At 59.2% G+C, this 16,590-nt stretch carries 15 protein-coding genes; 9 read left to right on the forward strand and 6 right to left on the reverse strand.

The genetic code is table 11. The features are described from left to right. Positions 1-4 precede the first annotated feature (4 nt). Positions 5-871 carry an alpha/beta hydrolase family protein gene (locus tag LF252_RS01835; RefSeq protein WP_226266753.1) on the reverse strand — a complete coding sequence of 289 codons (867 nt, stop codon included), beginning with the start codon at positions 869-871 and terminating at the stop codon, positions 5-7. 164 nt (positions 872-1,035) lie between these two features. Between LF252_RS01835 and LF252_RS01840 the strand changes: the two genes are divergently transcribed. Further along, a complete protein-coding gene (locus LF252_RS01840; RefSeq protein ID WP_226266755.1) occupies positions 1,036-2,016 on the forward strand; it encodes a polyprenyl synthetase family protein in 981 nt (326 codons plus the stop codon). A 94-nt stretch (positions 2,017-2,110) separates the two neighbouring features. Here LF252_RS01840 and LF252_RS01845 read toward each other — a convergent pair whose 3' ends face one another. After that, complete coding sequence (locus tag LF252_RS01845; protein WP_226266757.1) at positions 2,111-2,410, reverse strand: hypothetical protein; 300 nt, start codon at positions 2,408-2,410, stop codon at positions 2,111-2,113. 164 nt (positions 2,411-2,574) lie between these two features. Here LF252_RS01845 and LF252_RS01850 point away from each other — a divergent pair, with 164 nt between their 5' ends. Continuing rightward, positions 2,575-3,969 carry a cytochrome P450 gene (locus LF252_RS01850; protein WP_226266759.1) on the forward strand — a complete coding sequence of 465 codons (1,395 nt, stop codon included), beginning with the start codon at positions 2,575-2,577 and terminating at the stop codon, positions 3,967-3,969. Positions 3,970-4,108: 139 nt separating this feature from the next. Then, positions 4,109-4,666: a GNAT family N-acetyltransferase gene (locus LF252_RS01855; protein WP_226266770.1), complete on the forward strand. Its 558-nt coding sequence runs from the start codon at positions 4,109-4,111 to the stop codon at positions 4,664-4,666. Positions 4,667-4,675: 9 nt separating this feature from the next. On the opposite strand, the gene LF252_RS01860 is transcribed toward LF252_RS01855, so the two are convergent. Continuing rightward, a complete protein-coding gene (locus LF252_RS01860) occupies positions 4,676-6,454 on the reverse strand; it encodes a glycosyl hydrolase 53 family protein (RefSeq protein ID WP_226266772.1) in 1,779 nt (592 codons plus the stop codon). 160 nt (positions 6,455-6,614) lie between these two features. Continuing rightward, positions 6,615-7,901, reverse strand: coding sequence for a TlpA disulfide reductase family protein (locus LF252_RS01865; protein WP_226266783.1), 1,287 nt, complete (start codon positions 7,899-7,901; stop codon positions 6,615-6,617). 362 nt (positions 7,902-8,263) lie between these two features. Here LF252_RS01865 and LF252_RS01870 point away from each other — a divergent pair, with 362 nt between their 5' ends. The 4 genes from LF252_RS01870 to LF252_RS01885 all read left to right on the forward strand — a co-directional run bounded on the left by LF252_RS01870 (position 8,264) and on the right by LF252_RS01885 (position 14,376). Beyond that, entirely contained in the window at positions 8,264-10,558 is a 2,295-nt protein-coding gene (locus tag LF252_RS01870) for an aconitate hydratase (RefSeq protein WP_226266785.1), read from the forward strand. Positions 10,559-10,699: 141 nt separating this feature from the next. After that, the gene (locus LF252_RS01875; RefSeq protein ID WP_226266787.1) at positions 10,700-11,164 is read left to right on the forward strand and encodes a hypothetical protein; all 465 of its coding nucleotides are present in this window, start codon (positions 10,700-10,702) and stop codon (positions 11,162-11,164) included. 180 nt (positions 11,165-11,344) lie between these two features. Beyond that, positions 11,345-13,339: a TonB-dependent receptor gene (locus tag LF252_RS01880; RefSeq protein WP_226266789.1), complete on the forward strand. Its 1,995-nt coding sequence runs from the start codon at positions 11,345-11,347 to the stop codon at positions 13,337-13,339. A 44-nt stretch (positions 13,340-13,383) separates the two neighbouring features. Then, positions 13,384-14,376, forward strand: a complete 993-nt coding sequence (locus tag LF252_RS01885) for an AAA family ATPase (protein WP_226266791.1) — start codon at positions 13,384-13,386, stop codon at positions 14,374-14,376. Here LF252_RS01885 and LF252_RS01890 read toward each other — a convergent pair. After that, positions 14,371-14,781, reverse strand: coding sequence for a hypothetical protein (locus tag LF252_RS01890; RefSeq protein ID WP_226266793.1), 411 nt, complete (start codon positions 14,779-14,781; stop codon positions 14,371-14,373). The genes LF252_RS01885 and LF252_RS01890 overlap by 6 nt on opposite strands. A 130-nt stretch (positions 14,782-14,911) precedes the next feature. Between LF252_RS01890 and LF252_RS01895 the strand changes: the two genes are divergently transcribed. Both LF252_RS01895 and LF252_RS01900 read left to right on the forward strand, forming a co-directional pair. Further along, entirely contained in the window at positions 14,912-15,601 is a 690-nt protein-coding gene (locus LF252_RS01895) for a TIGR02117 family protein (protein ID WP_226266795.1), read from the forward strand. A gap of 60 nt (positions 15,602-15,661) precedes the next feature. Next, positions 15,662-16,366 (forward strand): carbonic anhydrase, encoded by a 705-nt coding sequence (locus tag LF252_RS01900; RefSeq protein ID WP_226266797.1) that lies wholly within the window; start codon positions 15,662-15,664, stop codon positions 16,364-16,366. A gap of 88 nt (positions 16,367-16,454) precedes the next feature. On the opposite strand, the gene LF252_RS22735 is transcribed toward LF252_RS01900, so the two are convergent. Next, complete coding sequence (locus LF252_RS22735; RefSeq protein ID WP_262904826.1) at positions 16,455-16,577, reverse strand: hypothetical protein; 123 nt, start codon at positions 16,575-16,577, stop codon at positions 16,455-16,457. Between the last annotated feature and the right edge of the window lie 13 nt (positions 16,578-16,590).

Below are 16,590 nucleotides of genomic sequence, written 5' to 3' on the forward strand. Positions count from 1 at the left end.
TGTGCTATAATACGCGCTTCAGAAACTCTACCGTGGCCTCTGCGGCCTGCTGGGCCTCGGCTGGTAAGCTAGTGGTCTGCCAGGGGTGCGCTCCGCCAAAGTTGTGCGTTACACCGGGCAGCACCAACAGCTCGGCGGCTGGCTGCCACTCCTTGAGCTGGTGGGCACGCTGCAGGGGCACCGTTTCATCTTGGTCGCCGTGGATGATGAGCAGCGGCCGGCCGCGCAGCTTGCGGCGCAGGTTGTGGCGGATGTCGAGGCGGATGCGGTTGCGGTGGTAGTCCTCCACAATCTGGAAGTACAGCGGCAGCTGCTGGCCGGTGCGGCTATTCTCCACGTGAAACACGCCCTGTTGCTGCCACTGCTGCATCAGCGGCTCCGGCCAGCCGGGGTTCACGTCGCTGATGGCGGCCCAGGTTACCACGGCTTGCACGCGCGGGTCTTCGGCCGTTTTCAGCAGCACCAAGCCCCCGCCCCGGCTATGCCCGATGAGGGCCAGCCGGGAGAAGTCGGCTTCCTCGGCCGGCAGGTAAGCGGCCGTGGGCAGGTAATCCAGCAAACAGCCAATGTCGTCCAGCTCCAGCGAAAAGTTGTTCTGCCCAAATGCCTCCAGGTCTTCCAGGTCGCCGGTGCCACCCACTACCAGGCCATTGTGCGAGAGGTTGAGCTTCACGAACACAAACCCCTGCCGGGCAAACCAATCAGCCAGCACGTTGAAGTGGCCCCAGTCTTTGAAACCTTTGAAGCCGTGCACAAATACTACTACCGGTTTAGGCACGCCGTTGGGCACGAAACGGGCATCAGCCGCAAATGGCCGGCTGTGGTGGGGGCTGGTGAGCAGAAAATCAACGGAAGTAGGGGCGGCAGACATAGAACGAAGGTAGGGCTGGACCGGTAAAACCACGAAACCGTCCGGTTTCGTGTAGCAACAACAGTATTTACATAGATAACCGGAAAACAACTAGTGCCGCCTGGATTTCACCTCCGTACTATCTCACCGTTTACCCGTATCATTGCAGCGCCCAAATTACCCGCATGACCGTTACGCTGGACCAAATACAGGCTCCCATTGCCGCCGAGATGGAGGAATTCGAGAAGAAATTCCGCCAGTCCATGCAAACCCGCCAGTTGTTGCTGGATAAAATCATGGGCTACATCGTGAAGCGCAAGGGTAAGCAAATCCGGCCCATGTTTGTGTTCTTCACGGCCAAAATCAGCGGGGGCGACCCACTGCCGGAGGCCTCGTACCGGGGTGCGGCCCTCATTGAGCTGCTGCACACGGCTACGCTGGTGCACGACGACGTGGTGGATGAGAGCAATTATCGGCGCGGTTTCTTCAGCGTGAATGCCCTCTGGAAAAACAAAATTGCTGTGCTGGTGGGCGACTACCTGCTGAGCAAGGGTCTGCTACTGAGCCTGGAGAATAACGACTACGAGCTGCTCAAAATCGTGAGCAACGCCGTGCGGGAGCTGAGCGAAGGCGAGCTGCTGCAGATTGAGAAGGCCCGCCGCCTCGATATCACTGAGGACGTGTACTTCGAGATTATCCGCCAGAAAACGGCCTCACTCATTGCTTCCTGCTGCGCTGTGGGGGCCGCTTCTGCCGGCGCCGATGTTGATACCATTGAGCGGGCCCGACTGTTTGGCGAGAAAGTGGGCATGGCTTTCCAAATCAAAGACGACTTGTTCGACTTCGGCACGGCCGAAATTGGCAAGCCCGTGGGCATCGACATCAAGGAGAAAAAGATGACGCTGCCGCTCATCTACGCCCTCAGCCAGGCCGACTGGCTAACCAAACGTCGCGTCATCTTCAACGTGAAAAACAACGATGGCCGCAAAGACCGGGTGCAGGTCGTTATTGACTTTGTGAAGCAGTCGGGTGGGCTGCAGTATGCCATTCAGGTGATGGAGCGTTACCGCGACGAGGCGCTGGAAATTTTGCGGACTTTCCCGGCCTCCGCCTCCCGCACCTCGCTGGAGCAACTCATTAACTACACCATTGAGCGGGAAAAATAATATCTGACCGCTGCCAATTCGCCTCACTTGTAAACACGAAGTGGGGGCCGGCTATACAGCCGGCCCCCACTTCGTGTTTACAAGTGAGGCGGGTTTACGCGTGCACTTGGTATGCTACGCTTTCGGGCTTTACCTCTGATACATCGAAATGCACGCCATCGAAGTTGCTTTTGATGGTAATTTCGTGGGTCATGTCGCAACCGGGGCATTTAATTTCCTCGGTTTCGTACTGGCCGTCGTCCTCTTTGGAATTGGCGAAATGGTCGGCGGGCGGCACACCAATCAAGTCGGTAAATACCTCGGTGTGGCATTGGTTGCACTCAAATTTGAGCCCGACGGTGCGGCCTTGCAGCTCATCAACGGGGGCCGGGGTGCTTTTCTGTTGAATCCACATAGGAAAGCGCGAATTTGGTTGTAGAAGGAAGTGAGTACGGGCGGCCGCGTGGGGCCTTATAAGGCTGTACGCGGGAAGCCGGGCAATGGGTTATTACCACCAAAAAAACAGTGGCTGCTAGATGCGGCTGTTGTACCTTCCGTGGCCTTACACTACCTACCAAAATGGCCCTTCCTGAATCATCCGAGCAGCTTACCTTGCCCCAGGTGCCGCGTTGGCGCACCTTGCTGGGCTCCCTGGCCATGGCCCGGCAGCCCATTCAAAACCTGGACCGGGTGCTGGCCCAGCACGGCGACACGGTGCGGCTGTACTTGGGTGGGCTGCGCCCCACCATTATCACCCGCGACCCTGCCCTGGCCCAGCATATTCTGCAGAAGAACCACCGCCGTTATCTGAAATCGGACCTGACGCACGGCCTGATTCGGTACCTGGGCCGGGGGCTGCTCACCAACGAGGGCACCGACTGGCTGCGGCAGCGCCGCCTCATTCAGCCCGGCTTCCACCGGCAGCGGCTGGCGGCCCTCACGCGGCTGATGCAGGGCGTGGTGGAGCAGTGGCGGCAGCAGCTGCAGCGGCGGGTGCAGACCGCTCCCGGCGGCCGCCTGCGGGTGGATATTCATCAGGAGATGACGCAGGTGGCCTTCGATATTATTGCCCGCGCCACCTTCGGCACCAGCATGACTAGCCAGGAGCAACTGCGGCTATCGGATATTCTCACGCGCATTCAGGCCTTCTACGTGCGCACGGTGCGGCAACCCTACCTGCGGCCCTGGTTTTCGGCCACCGGTACCTTCGACCGGCACGATGCCTTCAGCCGGGAACTGCGCGAGCTGGTGCGGGGCTACATTCGGCAGCGGCAGGCGGCCCCGCCCGCCGCCACTCCGCCTGATGACCTGCTGCAAATGCTGCTGGATGCCCGCTACGAAGACAGTGGCCAGCCCATGAGCGAGGACCAGTTGCTGGATGAGGTGAATATATTGCTGCTGGCCGGCCACGAAACCAGCGCCAATGCCTTAAGCTGGCTGTTTTATTTGCTGGCTCGCCACCCGGAAGCCGCCGAGCGGGTGCAGCAGGAGCGAAGCGCCGCAGGCTTAGTCTCCCGCCCACCCGAGTTTCAGGAACTCGCTCAACTACCCTACAGCCAGCAGGTTATTCAGGAAACGATGCGCCTGTACCCGCCCGCTTGGATTCTGGACCGGGTGGCGCTGGAAGATGACGAGTTTCGGGGGCTACCTATTGCCAAAGGCACGTTGTTTTCCATTTACATTCATGGCCTGCACCACCACCCACAGCTGTGGCCGGAGGCCGAAGCGTTTCGGCCTGGGCGGTTTGCGCCCGATGCCGAACCACCCATTCCGTCCTATGCCTACCTGCCGTTTGGGGGCGGGCCGCGGCTATGCGTGGGCAACAATTTTGCCCTCACCGAAATCCAGCTGGTACTGCTGGAAGCGGTGCGCTTCTTCCAATTTCACCTGACTTCTGCTACTGTGCCCGGTACCGATCCGCTCATCACCCTGCGCCCTAAAGCACCGCTGTGGCTGGATGTAACAGCTCAATAGCGCGCAGCTCCGCTTCGCGTACGAGCTGCAGGTAAGTATCAGACGTGTGGATCTACCGCGTAGTAACTCGCTCCGCTCGTGCGCGAAGCAGAGCTGCGCGCCACTGGGGAATACTGCTTGTTTTGCTATACTTGCCCGCATGACGCCTCCTCTCTCCCTGCTTGATGCCCCGGCCGTAACAGTGCCCGAACTAGAAACGCCGGATTTGCTGCTCCGCGGCCCGCGGGTTGCTGATTTGCCGGAATTTACGGCCTTGTCCAACGACCCGGCATTTTACCGGTTTCTGGGCAACAAGCCGCAAACTGAGGAAGAAGTGTGGCGCCGCATGATGGGGCAGCTCGGCCACTGGGCTATGTTTGGTTACGGGGCGTGGTCCATTGAAGAAAAAGCCACCGGCCGGTACTGCGGCTCCGTGGGGTTCTTTGATTTTCAGCGCGACCTGACGCCTTCCCTGAAAGGCACCCTGGAAGCTGGCTGGACCATTGCACCCCGCCTGCACGGTCGGGGCTATGCTTCCCAGGCCGTGCAAACAGCCTTAGGCTGGATTGAGCCGCGCTTTCCCCAAGCCCGTATCACCTGCATCATCGACCCTGACAACGTGGCTTCCCTCAATGTGGCCCGCAAATTCGGCTTCCACGAGTTTGCGCGTGCTTCGTACCACAACGAGCCCATTGTGCTGCTGGAGCGTACCCGGTAAGCTAATTCGCTACTGCTTGATAAACTGCTGCGTAGTGGAGCGGCTGCCGCCTTCCAGTTGCAGCGTGTACGCCCCGGGTGCTAGTTCGGCAATGTCAACGCGGGGGCGGGCCGCCGTAATTTTCCGGGTGAACACCAGCTGGCCGGTTGCCGAGTAAATCCGCACGGTGGTGGTGCCGCTGCCGGGCAGGCGGGTAAACGTCAGCTCAGTAGTAGCCGGGTTCGGGAAAGCCACGAAAAGCGGAGCCTCGGCTGCTTGGGCCGCCCCCGTAACGGTGGTAGATACCAGCTCCACGTTATCCAGGCTGCACCAGTTACCGGCGTTGGCATCCGATGCTAGCCCAATTTCGCACTGCCCGTTACTCACCTGAATGCCCGGTATCTGAACTTGGGTCCAGCTGCCCGACACAGGTAGGGCTACGTTTTTCTCAGTGCCACCGAAGTTCTTGGCGTACAACTGGCAAGTAGTCTGGCCGCCGCCGTTCATCACCCAGGCCCGCAGCGTGTACGTGCCATTAGCCAGGCTGGTAAGGGTTTGGTACGTGGTAACCTGGTACGCGGAGCTCAGCCAGTGCGTGAGCCGGTAAGAACTGGCTTGGCCGTTGGTTTCGGTATAATCGGCGGCGTTGCTGGTGCTAGCTGTGGTGCGGGTAAGCCAGCCGGTAGGCGTTTGCGTAGCGGCCCCATCTGCCTCGAAACCGGGGTTAGCTACCGGGTTGGTTGCCGGAGGCGGGGAGGTGGAAGTACCCAGAAAAGCATTCATGGCCAGTGTGGGGCGGCCATCGTTGTTCCAGGCGCTGAGCTGGTAGCCGCTGAAGCTGCGGTACCCCTCCGGCTCCCAGTAAAATACGCCCAGGCCTTTGTTGTCCGGCACATTCCGTACGGCCTGCTGCACGGCTATCAGCATGTCGTACACGTTCTGGGGGGCAGTGGCGCAGTCGCCGCCTACTTCGGCCACCACTACCTCCTTGTTGTAGCGGCTCACCATGTCCTTGAGGTTGGCCTGCAGGTTGCTGATGGAAGCCGTGTAGTCTTGGTTGAGCCAGTAGGGGTAGTACGACATGCCAATCACGTCATACTTGCCGCCGTTGGTAGTCAGCTGGTCGAAAAACCACCGGAACCGGGCGTTGTCGTTGCCTTTGTCCAAGTGTACCACCACTTTGGTAGCGGGGCTTACTGCCTTCACGGCCTCGTAGCCTTTGTTGATGAGTTGGGTAAGCTGACCGAAGTTGTTGGTGCTGCTGCCCTCGGGCCACAGCATGCCGCCAGGTATCTCGTTGCCTACCTGCACCCATTCCGGCGTTACGCCGTTGGCCTTTAGGGCGCTCAGCACGCTGTACGTGTGGTCGTATACATCGGTAAGCAACTGCGCAAAGCTGTGGTTGGCCCAGGCCGCCGGCTTGGTTTGCTTGCTGGGGTCGGCCCAACTGTCGCTGTAATGAAAGTCAATCATCACCCGAAAGCCCATGTTCTTGGCTCGCGTAGCCATGGTTACTACCTCAGCCGGGCTGCAGTGGCCATTCACCCAGTCCGTCATGGAGGGGTTCACCCACACCCGCAGCCGGATGGAGTTGATGCCCTTGTCCTTGAGAATCTGAAAGCAGTCCTGCTGCACGCCCTGGTCATTATAGAACAAGTAGTTATTGGCTTCCATCTGCTGCAGCCAGCCCGTGTCAGCTCCTTTCGCAAACGATTGTGCAAAAGCCGCAGAAAAAGTTGATAGCTGCAGGCCCGTCAGTAAAGAGCAGAACAATGCGCCGCGCGCAACGGTAGAGGACAAATGAAACATAGCGGGCAGAAAAAAGCGGGGCCACAAGACAGGTCTGGCGACTACCGCGCAAAGTTGAAGGCACAATATACTGCCGAACTGCGCCATTCCGTGATGGCAGCAACACAACGGCCCCGCCTTCCAAAGAAAGCAGGGCCGTGATACCGTAACCGGAAAGCTTTTACTCAGCCAGCAGCTGGTCGATGGTTTTGTTGAATTCGGCCACTTCCTGCTCGTAGTATTTGCCGGTGCCGGGGCCTGAGTAGCCGGTGTGAATCTTGCGCACCTCGCCTTTTTTATCCAGGAATAGGGTGGTGGGGAAGGCCAGCACCTTCTGCACCTGCGGCAACGATTTGCTGGCCGCTTCTGAGGAAGCCTCGCCGGCAATGGCAATGTCGTAGCCAATGTTCATGCGCTGCTTCATCTTCTGCAGCTTCTGGGCGGCCACTTTCTGGTCAGTAGTACGCTCGTAGCCCAGCCCGATGATTTCCACGCCGCGCTGCTTGTTCTTCTCGTACCAGGGAGCTAGGAAGTTGGTCTCATCCATGCAGTTGGGGCACCAGGAACCCAGAATCTGCACCACCACTACTTTGCCCTTGTACTTGGGGTCGGAAGGGGAGATGCTGGCGCCTTCCACGATGCTCGGAAACTTGAAATCCAGCTTTTTCTGGCCGGGCTTCATACCGGTGAGGGCATTGGCGTCGGGCAGTTTGGCGTTGGGGTCCAGCGTGGCGGTCCAGGTTTCATGACCCTTCTTGCCACTGTAGAAGTCGCCCTGCAGCGTATTGCCGGCCTTTTTGGCCGTGAACAGGAAGCCGTGGCTACCATCAAATGTGGTAAGCTTCAGCTGGTCGCCTTCGGCCTGGCCCACCAGGTAGCGGTAGTCGCCGGTGGTGGTAAGGAAGGTGCCGGTTACGTTCGAGCCTTTCTGCTCGAACACGCCTACGGCCGGCGTCACGTCACCTTCGGTTCCTTTAAAATCAACTTTCCAGGTACCGGCAAAGGATTGAGGCTGAGCTGTGGTAGCCGGGTATTGTTGCTCACCCTTCGTCGCTGTAAATGCCACCCGGTAGGGCTCCTTGCCGTCGTACTTCACCCAGGCTCCTTTTAGCTTATCGGTGCCGTCGGGGCGCACGACCAGTGCGGCGTCGAACACGCCCAAGCGGATAGTAGTGGAGTCGCCGGCCGTGCTGATTTCATCGAGCTTCAGACGCTCCTCGCCGTTGCGCAGCGTTACGGTGGGCTTGCCACCGTCCTGGGCTACATCAAACAGAAACGGAATTTCCTGGCCCTGGGCCGAGAGGACGCCCCGCCAGGTGCCGGCCGTGAGGGCCGGGGCTGCATTGGTAACAGCGGCATCGGTGGCCGCCGTGTTTTCGGAAGTGGTGGAATTGGACTGACAGGCCACCGCGGCCAGCGCGAGTCCGGCCCCGGTTACGGCCTTGCGAAATGCAATGGCTACGGGCATGATGAAAAAGTTAAGTGAGTTCGGGGCTAAACTACAGCCGGCCCTCGGTTGTTTACAACTCAAGGCCGTTGCGACCAGCAGTATAGTACATAGAACGTCATTCCGAGCACAGCGAGGAATCTCGCGTGCTGACATTGTAACGGTAATCTGATTACCCTCTGGCGAGATTCCTCGCTGTGCTCGGAATGACGTTCTGTTTGCCCAAGCTGCAACAATTCCGCCACTATCCGTTAGAATCATTCTAAATGAGGCAGTAGGGTGGGGGCAAAGGCCCGAAAAGTTGGGCTGCGCAACGGCCGGTACCTATATTTGCGTACCTGTTTCATGCAGGTTCGTTCTCTCCACTTTTTCCATTTCGCATTATGGCGTTTGACTTAGAAATGATCAAGGCCGTGTACGATGGCATGGGCTCCCGCATTGAAGCCGCCCGTACCGCCGTTGGCCGCCCGCTTACCCTGACTGAAAAAATCCTGTACGCTCACCTGTACGGCGGCTCTGTTTCGCAGGCGTATGAGCGGGGCGTTTCCTACGTCGATTTCGCTCCGGACCGCGTAGCCATGCAGGACGCCACGGCCCAGATGGCGCTGTTGCAGTTCATGCAGGCCGGCAAGGCTAAAGTTGCCGTTCCCAGCACCGTACACTGTGACCACCTGATTCAGGCCGAGCGGGGTGCCGACCAGGATTTGGCCGTAGCCAACTCCGAAAATAAGGAGGTGTATGACTTCCTAGCCTCGGTTTCCAATAAATACGGCATCGGCTTCTGGAAGCCCGGCGCTGGTATCATTCACCAGGTGGTACTCGAGAACTACGCCTTCCCCGGCGGTATGATGATCGGCACCGACTCGCACACGCCCAACGCTGGCGGCCTCGGCATGATTGCCATTGGCGTAGGCGGGGCCGATGCCGTAGACGTAATGTCGGGCATGGCCTGGGAGTTGAAGTTCCCGAAAGTGATTGGCGTGAAGCTGACCGGCAAAATGAACGGCTGGACTTCGGCCAAGGACGTAATCCTGCGCGTGGCGGGTATCCTGACCGTGAAAGGCGGTACCGGTGCCATCGTGGAATACTTCGGCGAAGGTGCCAACTCGTTGTCGGCTACCGGCAAAGGCACCATCTGCAACATGGGCGCTGAAATTGGGGCTACCACCTCGGTGTTCAGCTACGATGAGAAGATGGGCGACTACCTGCGAGGCACTAACCGCGCCGAAATTGCCGACATGGCTGCTGGCGTGGCCCAGCACCTGCGCGCCGACGATGAGGTGTACGCCAACCCCGAGGCTTTCTACGACCAGCTCATCGAAATCGACCTGAGCACCCTGGAGCCCTACGTGAACGGTCCGTTCACGCCGGACGCTGCCTGGCCGATTTCGCAGTTTGCTGCGGCCGTGAAGGAGCACAACTGGCCCGCCAAACTGGAAGTAGGCCTGATTGGCTCGTGCACCAACTCCTCGTACGAAGACATCACCCGCGCCGCCAGCATTGCCAAGCAAGCTGCCGACAAAGGCCTGACGGTACAGGCTGAGTACACCGTAACGCCTGGCTCGGAGCTGGTGCGCTACACCGTGGAGCGCGACGGCCTGCTCGACACTTTCGCCCAAATGGGTGGCGTGGTGCTGGCTAATGCCTGCGGTCCGTGCATCGGGCAGTGGGCCCGCCACATGGACGACATGAAGCGGCCGAACTCCATCATCACCTCGTTCAACCGCAACTTCGCCAAGCGCAACGACGGCAACCCGAACACCCACGCTTTCGTGGCTTCGCCCGAAATCGTGACGGCCTTCGCCATTGCCGGCGACCTGACCTTCAACCCCCTCACCGATACCCTCACCGGCCGCAACGGGGAGCAGGTGAAGCTCGACGAGCCCCAGGGCATTGAGCTGCCCCCCCGCGGTTTCGCCGTGGAGGATGCCGGCTACCAGGCTCCCGCCGCCGATGGCTCGGGCGTGCAGGTGCTCGTAGACCCCGCTTCCGACCGTCTGCAGCTGCTGGAAGGCTTTAAGCCGTGGGAAGGCACCGACCTGAAAGGTCTGCGTCTGCTGATTAAGGCCCAAGGCAAGTGCACCACCGACCACATTTCGATGGCCGGCCCCTGGCTGAAATACCGCGGCCACCTGGATAACATCTCCAACAACATGCTCATCGGGGCTATCAACGCCTTCAACGGCGAGGCTAACTCGGTGAAGGATGAGCTGACTTCGGGCACTCCCTACGGTCCCGTGCCGCAGGTTGCCCGTAACTACAAAGCCCAGGGCATCGGCTCGGTGGTAGTAGGCGACGAGAACTACGGTGAAGGCTCCTCGCGGGAGCACGCCGCCATGGAGCCCCGCCACCTGGGCGTGCGCGCCGTGCTGGTGAAGTCCTTCGCCCGTATCCACGAAACCAACTTGAAGAAGCAGGGCATGCTGGCCCTGACCTTCGCCAACAAGGCCGACTACGACCTGATTGAGGAGGACGACACCATCGACATCCTCGGCCTGACCACGTTTGCCCCCGGCCAGCCCCTGCAGGTGCGCCTGCACCACGCCGACGGCGACACGGACCTCATTACGGTGAATCACACCTACAACGAGGGCCAGATTGAGTGGTTCAAAGCCGGCTCGGCCCTGAACCTGATCCGTCTGAAAGAATCGGGCGAAGCTCAACTGTCGCAGAAGTAATTTCTGAGCAACTGAAGTGCAACGGCCGCCTTCCCGAATAGGGGAGGCGGCCGTTGTTTTTTTATCGGACTTGCAACGTTTATCGGCTGTATCGGCTCAACCTACTACCTCACCATATTCAATAACACCTAGTAAGCTGCTATGAAACGTACTGTTACTCTTGTTGCTGGCGGCATGCTAGCTGCTCTGTTCACGGGCTGCGTGACCTGCGTAGGCGAAAATGAGCCCTGCGTAGATGCCACGCTGCCTACGACCAGTCTGGAAAAAGAATACGGGTGCGGTGACACGCGCCGGCAGCTTAGCGTGAATCTGAATCAGACGTACGTCATCATCCGCAACCAAACCGACTTTGATCAGCAGGTGACGGGCAGCTGCCATCCGCAAATTGATTTCACCAAATATGACTTGGTGATTGGCAACAAAGGCTCAGCTAGCGGCAGCTCGTCCATTGCCTACACCTATGGCCGCAGCTGTGAAACTGGGCAGCTGAAGCTACGGGTAAAGTTTACCCAGGGCATGACCAACGATGCCCCCATCCTGACCTACCACGCACTAGTACCTAAGCTGGCCCCGCAGGAAACCGTGCAGGTTGATGTAGAAATGTAGCTCTACCGCATCTGGAAACAAGGTCCGTTACGCAGCCGCCTCTCCTAAAAAAGTAGGGAGGCGGCTGCTTTGCGTTAGGGCCGAAACCTGCGCGATAAAAACCGGAGAAATTGCGAGGGCAATGGTTCCTACCGGAAGGAATGTACCTTTGGCTGCCTTTTCTGCCTGGAGTTATCGTGCATGAAGCAACCTGTACTGCTTGTTCTGGCCTGCCTGTCGGCTCTTTCAGCTGAGGCGCAAACTGCCCAAACCGTTCCCGACACAGCCCGTTCCCTGCCGGAAGTAACGGTAACCTACCGCGCGGGCAGCCGCACCCCAGTTACTTTCCTGAACCTGAGCGGACGGGAATTGAAAGCCCGCAGTGTGGGCCAGGAACCATCTTTCCTGCTGACGCAGACGCCCGCCGTAACGGCCTACTCCGATGCTGGCAGTACCCAGGGCTACGCCTACTTCCGCCTGCGCGGCATCGACCAGACCCGCATCAACAGTACCTTGGATGGCGTGCCGCTGAATGAGCCGGAAGACCAGGGAGCGTATTTCTCCAACTACCCCGATTTATTTAACTCCCTGAGCAGCGTGCAGCTGCAACGAGGCGTGGGTACCAGCCAGAACGGCGTGGCCAGCTTCGGCGGGAGTCTGCAGCTGACGTCGGTAAGTCTATTGGACTCGGCCCGCACAACGCTGGGTGGTGGCTACGGTTCCTACAACAGCTACCGGCTGTATGCGGAGCACGCCAGTGGGCGGCGCGGACACGGAGCTTTCTACGCCCGGGTGTCGCACCTGCACTCGGATGGGTACAAGATTCGCTCGGCCAACACGTCCAACTCGGTGTACCTGAGTGGAGGACTGTTCTACGAGAAAACTACCTGGAAACTGAGCGTGCTGGCCGGGCAGCAGCGCAACCAGCTGGCTTGGCTGGGCGTGCCCGATTCGGTAATTCAAGTGAACCGGCGGGCCAATGCCAACGGCCCCGAAAACGACCGGTTCCGGCAGGCCATGGTGCAGCTGCAGAATCAGTGGCGACTGTCGGGCCGCTCCGAAATCAGCACGAGCATCTACGGCTCGGGTTTGCAGGGCGGCTACGACTTCGACCTGAACGCATTTCTGGGGCTGCCCTCCACAGCGGAGCTCTACCGCTACGATTTTCGCTCGGGCTGGCTGGGAGCGTTTAGTGCCTACACCTTGCGGGGGAAGCACTATGCTTGGACCAGCGGCCTGCACCTGAGCACCTACCGGCGGCGGCACTTGGGCAGTGAGCAAGCGGCCGGGGAGCTATACCGCAATATTGGCTACAAGCGGGAAGGTAGCATGTTCAGCAAGCTGGAATACCGCCTGGGCCCGCTCACCTTATTTGCCGACGTGCAGGGCCGGGCCGCCACGTTTCGCTACCGGGGCAGCGTGCCGCTACAACCCCAGCGCTGGCAGTTTCTCAACCCCAAAGCCGGCCTCAGCTACCAACTCACGGAGCACACTACCCTCTATTATAGTCTGGGCCGCACCGGCCGCGAACCAACCCGCAACGATTTGTTCGGGGGCAACGACGACCTGGCGGCGGACAGCACCGGCCAAGCCCTGCTGTTCAACTCCCGCCCCGAGTACGTAACCGACCACGAGGGCGGGGTGCGTTATGTGGCTCCGCGCCTGGAGCTAAGCCTGAACGGCTACTACCTGAACTTCCGCGACGAAATTGTGCTCAACGGCAAGCTGGGCCCCAACGGTCTGGCCCTTACCAGCAATGTGGAGCGGAGCTACCGCACCGGATTGGAGGCCACTGCGCAGTGGCAGGCTACGCCAAAGCTGCAGCTGGTGCACAACGCCGCCTTCAACCACAGCCGCATTCGGGAGCAAACTCAGGATTTCCGGCCTATCCTAACGCCCGCCGTGCTGCTCAACCAGGAAGTGAACTACTCAAGCGGGCCTTGGCTGCTGGGCGTATCGGCGCGCTACCAGAGCCGCTCTTACCTAGATTTTGCCAACTCGGCTACCATTGCTGGCTACGGGCTGCTGAATGCGCGGGTGCGCTACGCCCGGTCGCGCTGGGAGGCCACGTTGTTTAGCAACAACCTCACCAATAGCCGCTACTTCAACAACGGCTACGTGGAGCCCGATGGTACCCGCAAGTATTTCGTACAGGCCCCCACCAATGTGTATCTGGATGTGCGGCTGCATTTTTAATCGTACCGAAGTGCGCAGTTTGTAGTAGCCGTTTTCCTTGTTGTATGAAGCACGCGTTGGTATTTGGGAAGTTTCTGCCGTTTCATACCGGGCACGCCGCCCTCATCAATTTTGCCCGCGGCCACAGCACCCGCCTTACCGTGCTGGTGTGCGCCAGTAACCAGGAAACCGTGCCGGGCGAGGTGCGGGCCACCTGGATACGAGAAACGTATGCTGCCCAGCCCGAAGTAGAGGTGCAGGTGCTGGAATACCGGGAAGATGAATTAGCGAATACCTCCGAAACCTCCGTCGCCGTGGCTTACGCCTGGGCCGACCGGTTTCGGGAAGTGCTGCCCGACGTGACGCTGGTTGTCACCTCCGAACCCTACGGGGCTTTGGTGGCCGCCCGCATGGGTATTGAGCACTTGGATTTCGATGTGTTCCGGGCCCAGGTGCCCGTATCAGGGACGGTTGTTCGGGCCGATGTGCGGGCCAGCTGGCACCAGCTACCGGCTAGTGTGCAGCGCTATTACCAGCGTACCGTAGCTATTCTGGGCACCGAATCAACGGGTAAAACCACCCTGGCCGAGCAGCTGGCTAAGCATTTCAATGCAGCTTGGGTACCAGAAACCGGGCGCGACTTGATTCCGGATTCCACCTCCTTCGGGCCCGACGAGCTGCTGGCGGTAGCCAACGAGCACGCGCGGCGCATCACGGAAATCCGAGCTACTGCCAGCCCATTGCTGCTGCTGGATACCGACGTGCACATTACCCAATCGTATGCCCGGCTGCTGGGGCAGGAGTACCTGGCGCTGCCCCCGGAGATATACCAGCATAACCGCGCCGACCTGTACCTCTACCTCGCCGCTGATGTGCCGCTGGTGCAGGATGGTACCCGTCTGCCCGAGCCGGAGCGGACCCGGCTGGACGCGCTGCACCGCCAAACCCTGGCCGATTTCAACGTGCCCTACCACGAAATAAGCGGCAACTGGACGGAGCGTTGGGAGCAAGCGGTGGCGCTAATTGAGAAGCTGTTCCGGCTGGAGGTGCGGCTATAACGTAGCTACCTGCTCCGTCCGATTCTCGCGGGGGCGCTGCACCAGATAATAATACAGCAGGATAAAAAGGCCCGTCAGGAACGGTACCAGCGCCAAGTGCTTGCCCGTGATGCCGTGCCACACTACCATGGTGTCAAAGCCCAGAAACTCGCTAATCATCCAGTAGGAGTTGGCCGAAATCCAGAACACAATGGCTAGGTTGTGGGCCAGTTCGGCTTTAATCTCGCGGGTACGCCACGTAATGAGCAAAGCAATGGTGAGCGTGGGGAAAATCATGCTGATACCTAGTGGCTTCCAGATCATGCACCAGCCAATATCTTTCAGCAGCCAGAAGAGAATGTGCAGGTTTTCCATGCGCCGGTAAGGGGCTGGAATGCTGTATAGCTGGTCGTCGGGTTGGGGCATGGTGCTGGTAGAAAGCCCAAAGTTACGTTTGGGTCTGTTGGGCTCACAAGGGCCGTGTAGCTGCACTGCTAAGCTTTTTTCGGGCAGTTGCGTATGAGGGCCAACCGCTGTTGCTGTACCTTGCCCGCTCATGACGATAACCGCCAAAAAAGTTGCCAAAACCGTAGCCTGGACCGGAGCCGGAATAGTAGGAGCCGTGGCCGCGTATCTGGCGGGGGCTGTGGTGCTGTCGGCCGTGCCGGATGGCGGAGCACCAGCCCCAGTCTCCGAAAATACCGTTGAGGCCTACATCCTCTCCAACGGCGTGCACACTGACTTGGTGGTGCCCGTGCGGTCAGCCCAAATCGACTGGACCCAGCTCGTGCCCTACACGGACACGCCAGCCGCCGACAGCTCCATGCAGTTTATCGGCTTTGGGTGGGGCGACAAAGGGTTTTACCTCGATACACCCACTTGGGCGGAGCTAAAGCCGAGTACGGCTGTGAAAGCCATGTTCTGGCTCAGCACAACGGCCATGCACACCACGTTTCATCATCGCCCCACCGTGGGCCCCGACTGCGTGCAGCTGCGCCTAAGCAAGGCCGAGTACGCCCGCCTGATTACGTTCATCAGGAACAGCTTTCAGCTGGATGCGCAGGGCCAGCCCCAGCACATTCAGGGCCATAGCTACGGCCAGCACGATGCGTTTTACGAAGCCAAGCGTACGTATAACCTGTTTTACACCTGCAACACTTGGGCAAATAATGGCCTGAAAGTGGCCGGGCAGAAAGCGGCCCTCTGGACGCCCTTCGACTTCGGAATTTTCTGGCACTACCGCTAGGTAGCCAGCGTAGCGACAACTTTCTTCAACCCCATAATTTCCACTCATCACCACGCACACATGACGACCTACGAAGAAATTTTTGAGAACAACCGCCAATGGGTATCCGCCAAGACTGGCTCCAACGCCGAATTTTTCCGGCAGTTGGCTTCTGACCAGAAGCCGGAATACCTCTACATCGGCTGCAGCGACTCGCGGGTGACGGCCGAGGACCTGATGGGGGTAGCCCCTGGCGAGGTGTTTGTGCACCGCAACATTGCCAACCTGGTGAATAACATTGATCTGAATGCCACCTCGGTAATTGAATATGCCGTGGCTCATTTGGGCGTAAAGCACATTGTGGTATGCGGGCATTACGGCTGCGGCGGCGTAAAAGCGGCCATGCAATCGAAAGATCTGGGCCTCATGAACCCTTGGCTGCGCAACATTCGTGACGTGTATCGCCTGCACCAGACTGAGCTGGATACCATTGAGGATGTGGATGCCCGCTACGACCGGCTGGTAGAGCTAAACGTGCAGGAACAGTGCGTGAACGTAATTAAAATGGCTGTGGTGCAGCAGAAATACCTGCAGAATGGCTACCCCACGGTACACGGCTGGGTGTTTGATTTGAAGACCGGTCTGCTAAAGGATCTGAAGTTGGACTTCGTGGAGATTCTGCACAACATCCAGGAAATTTACAACCTCGGCGACGAGCCCATCTTCCAATCCAAGGCGGCCCCGGCGGAGGCCATTGGCAGCGCCAAAGCTGAAACCCAGCGGTAAGGTGCTCCGCTTCTTTGCATAAAAAAACCGGCTGCTTTCGGGTAGCGCACCGAAAGCAGCCGGATCAAAGAGGTTGGAAAAAATGCGACTAGTTCAGCCACACCTGAGCTATTGGCTCGAAGCGGTGCTTGGCAAAAGCACCGTAAGGCTGCTCAGCATAAAACCCCAGTACGTGCACCTGCAACTCGCCGGATCTGGCGTGGCGGCGCATCTGAATGGGATAT

The sequence above is a fragment of the Hymenobacter pini genome, from assembly GCF_020421205.1.
GTDB classification, from domain to species: Bacteria; Bacteroidota; Bacteroidia; order Cytophagales; family Hymenobacteraceae; genus Hymenobacter; species Hymenobacter pini.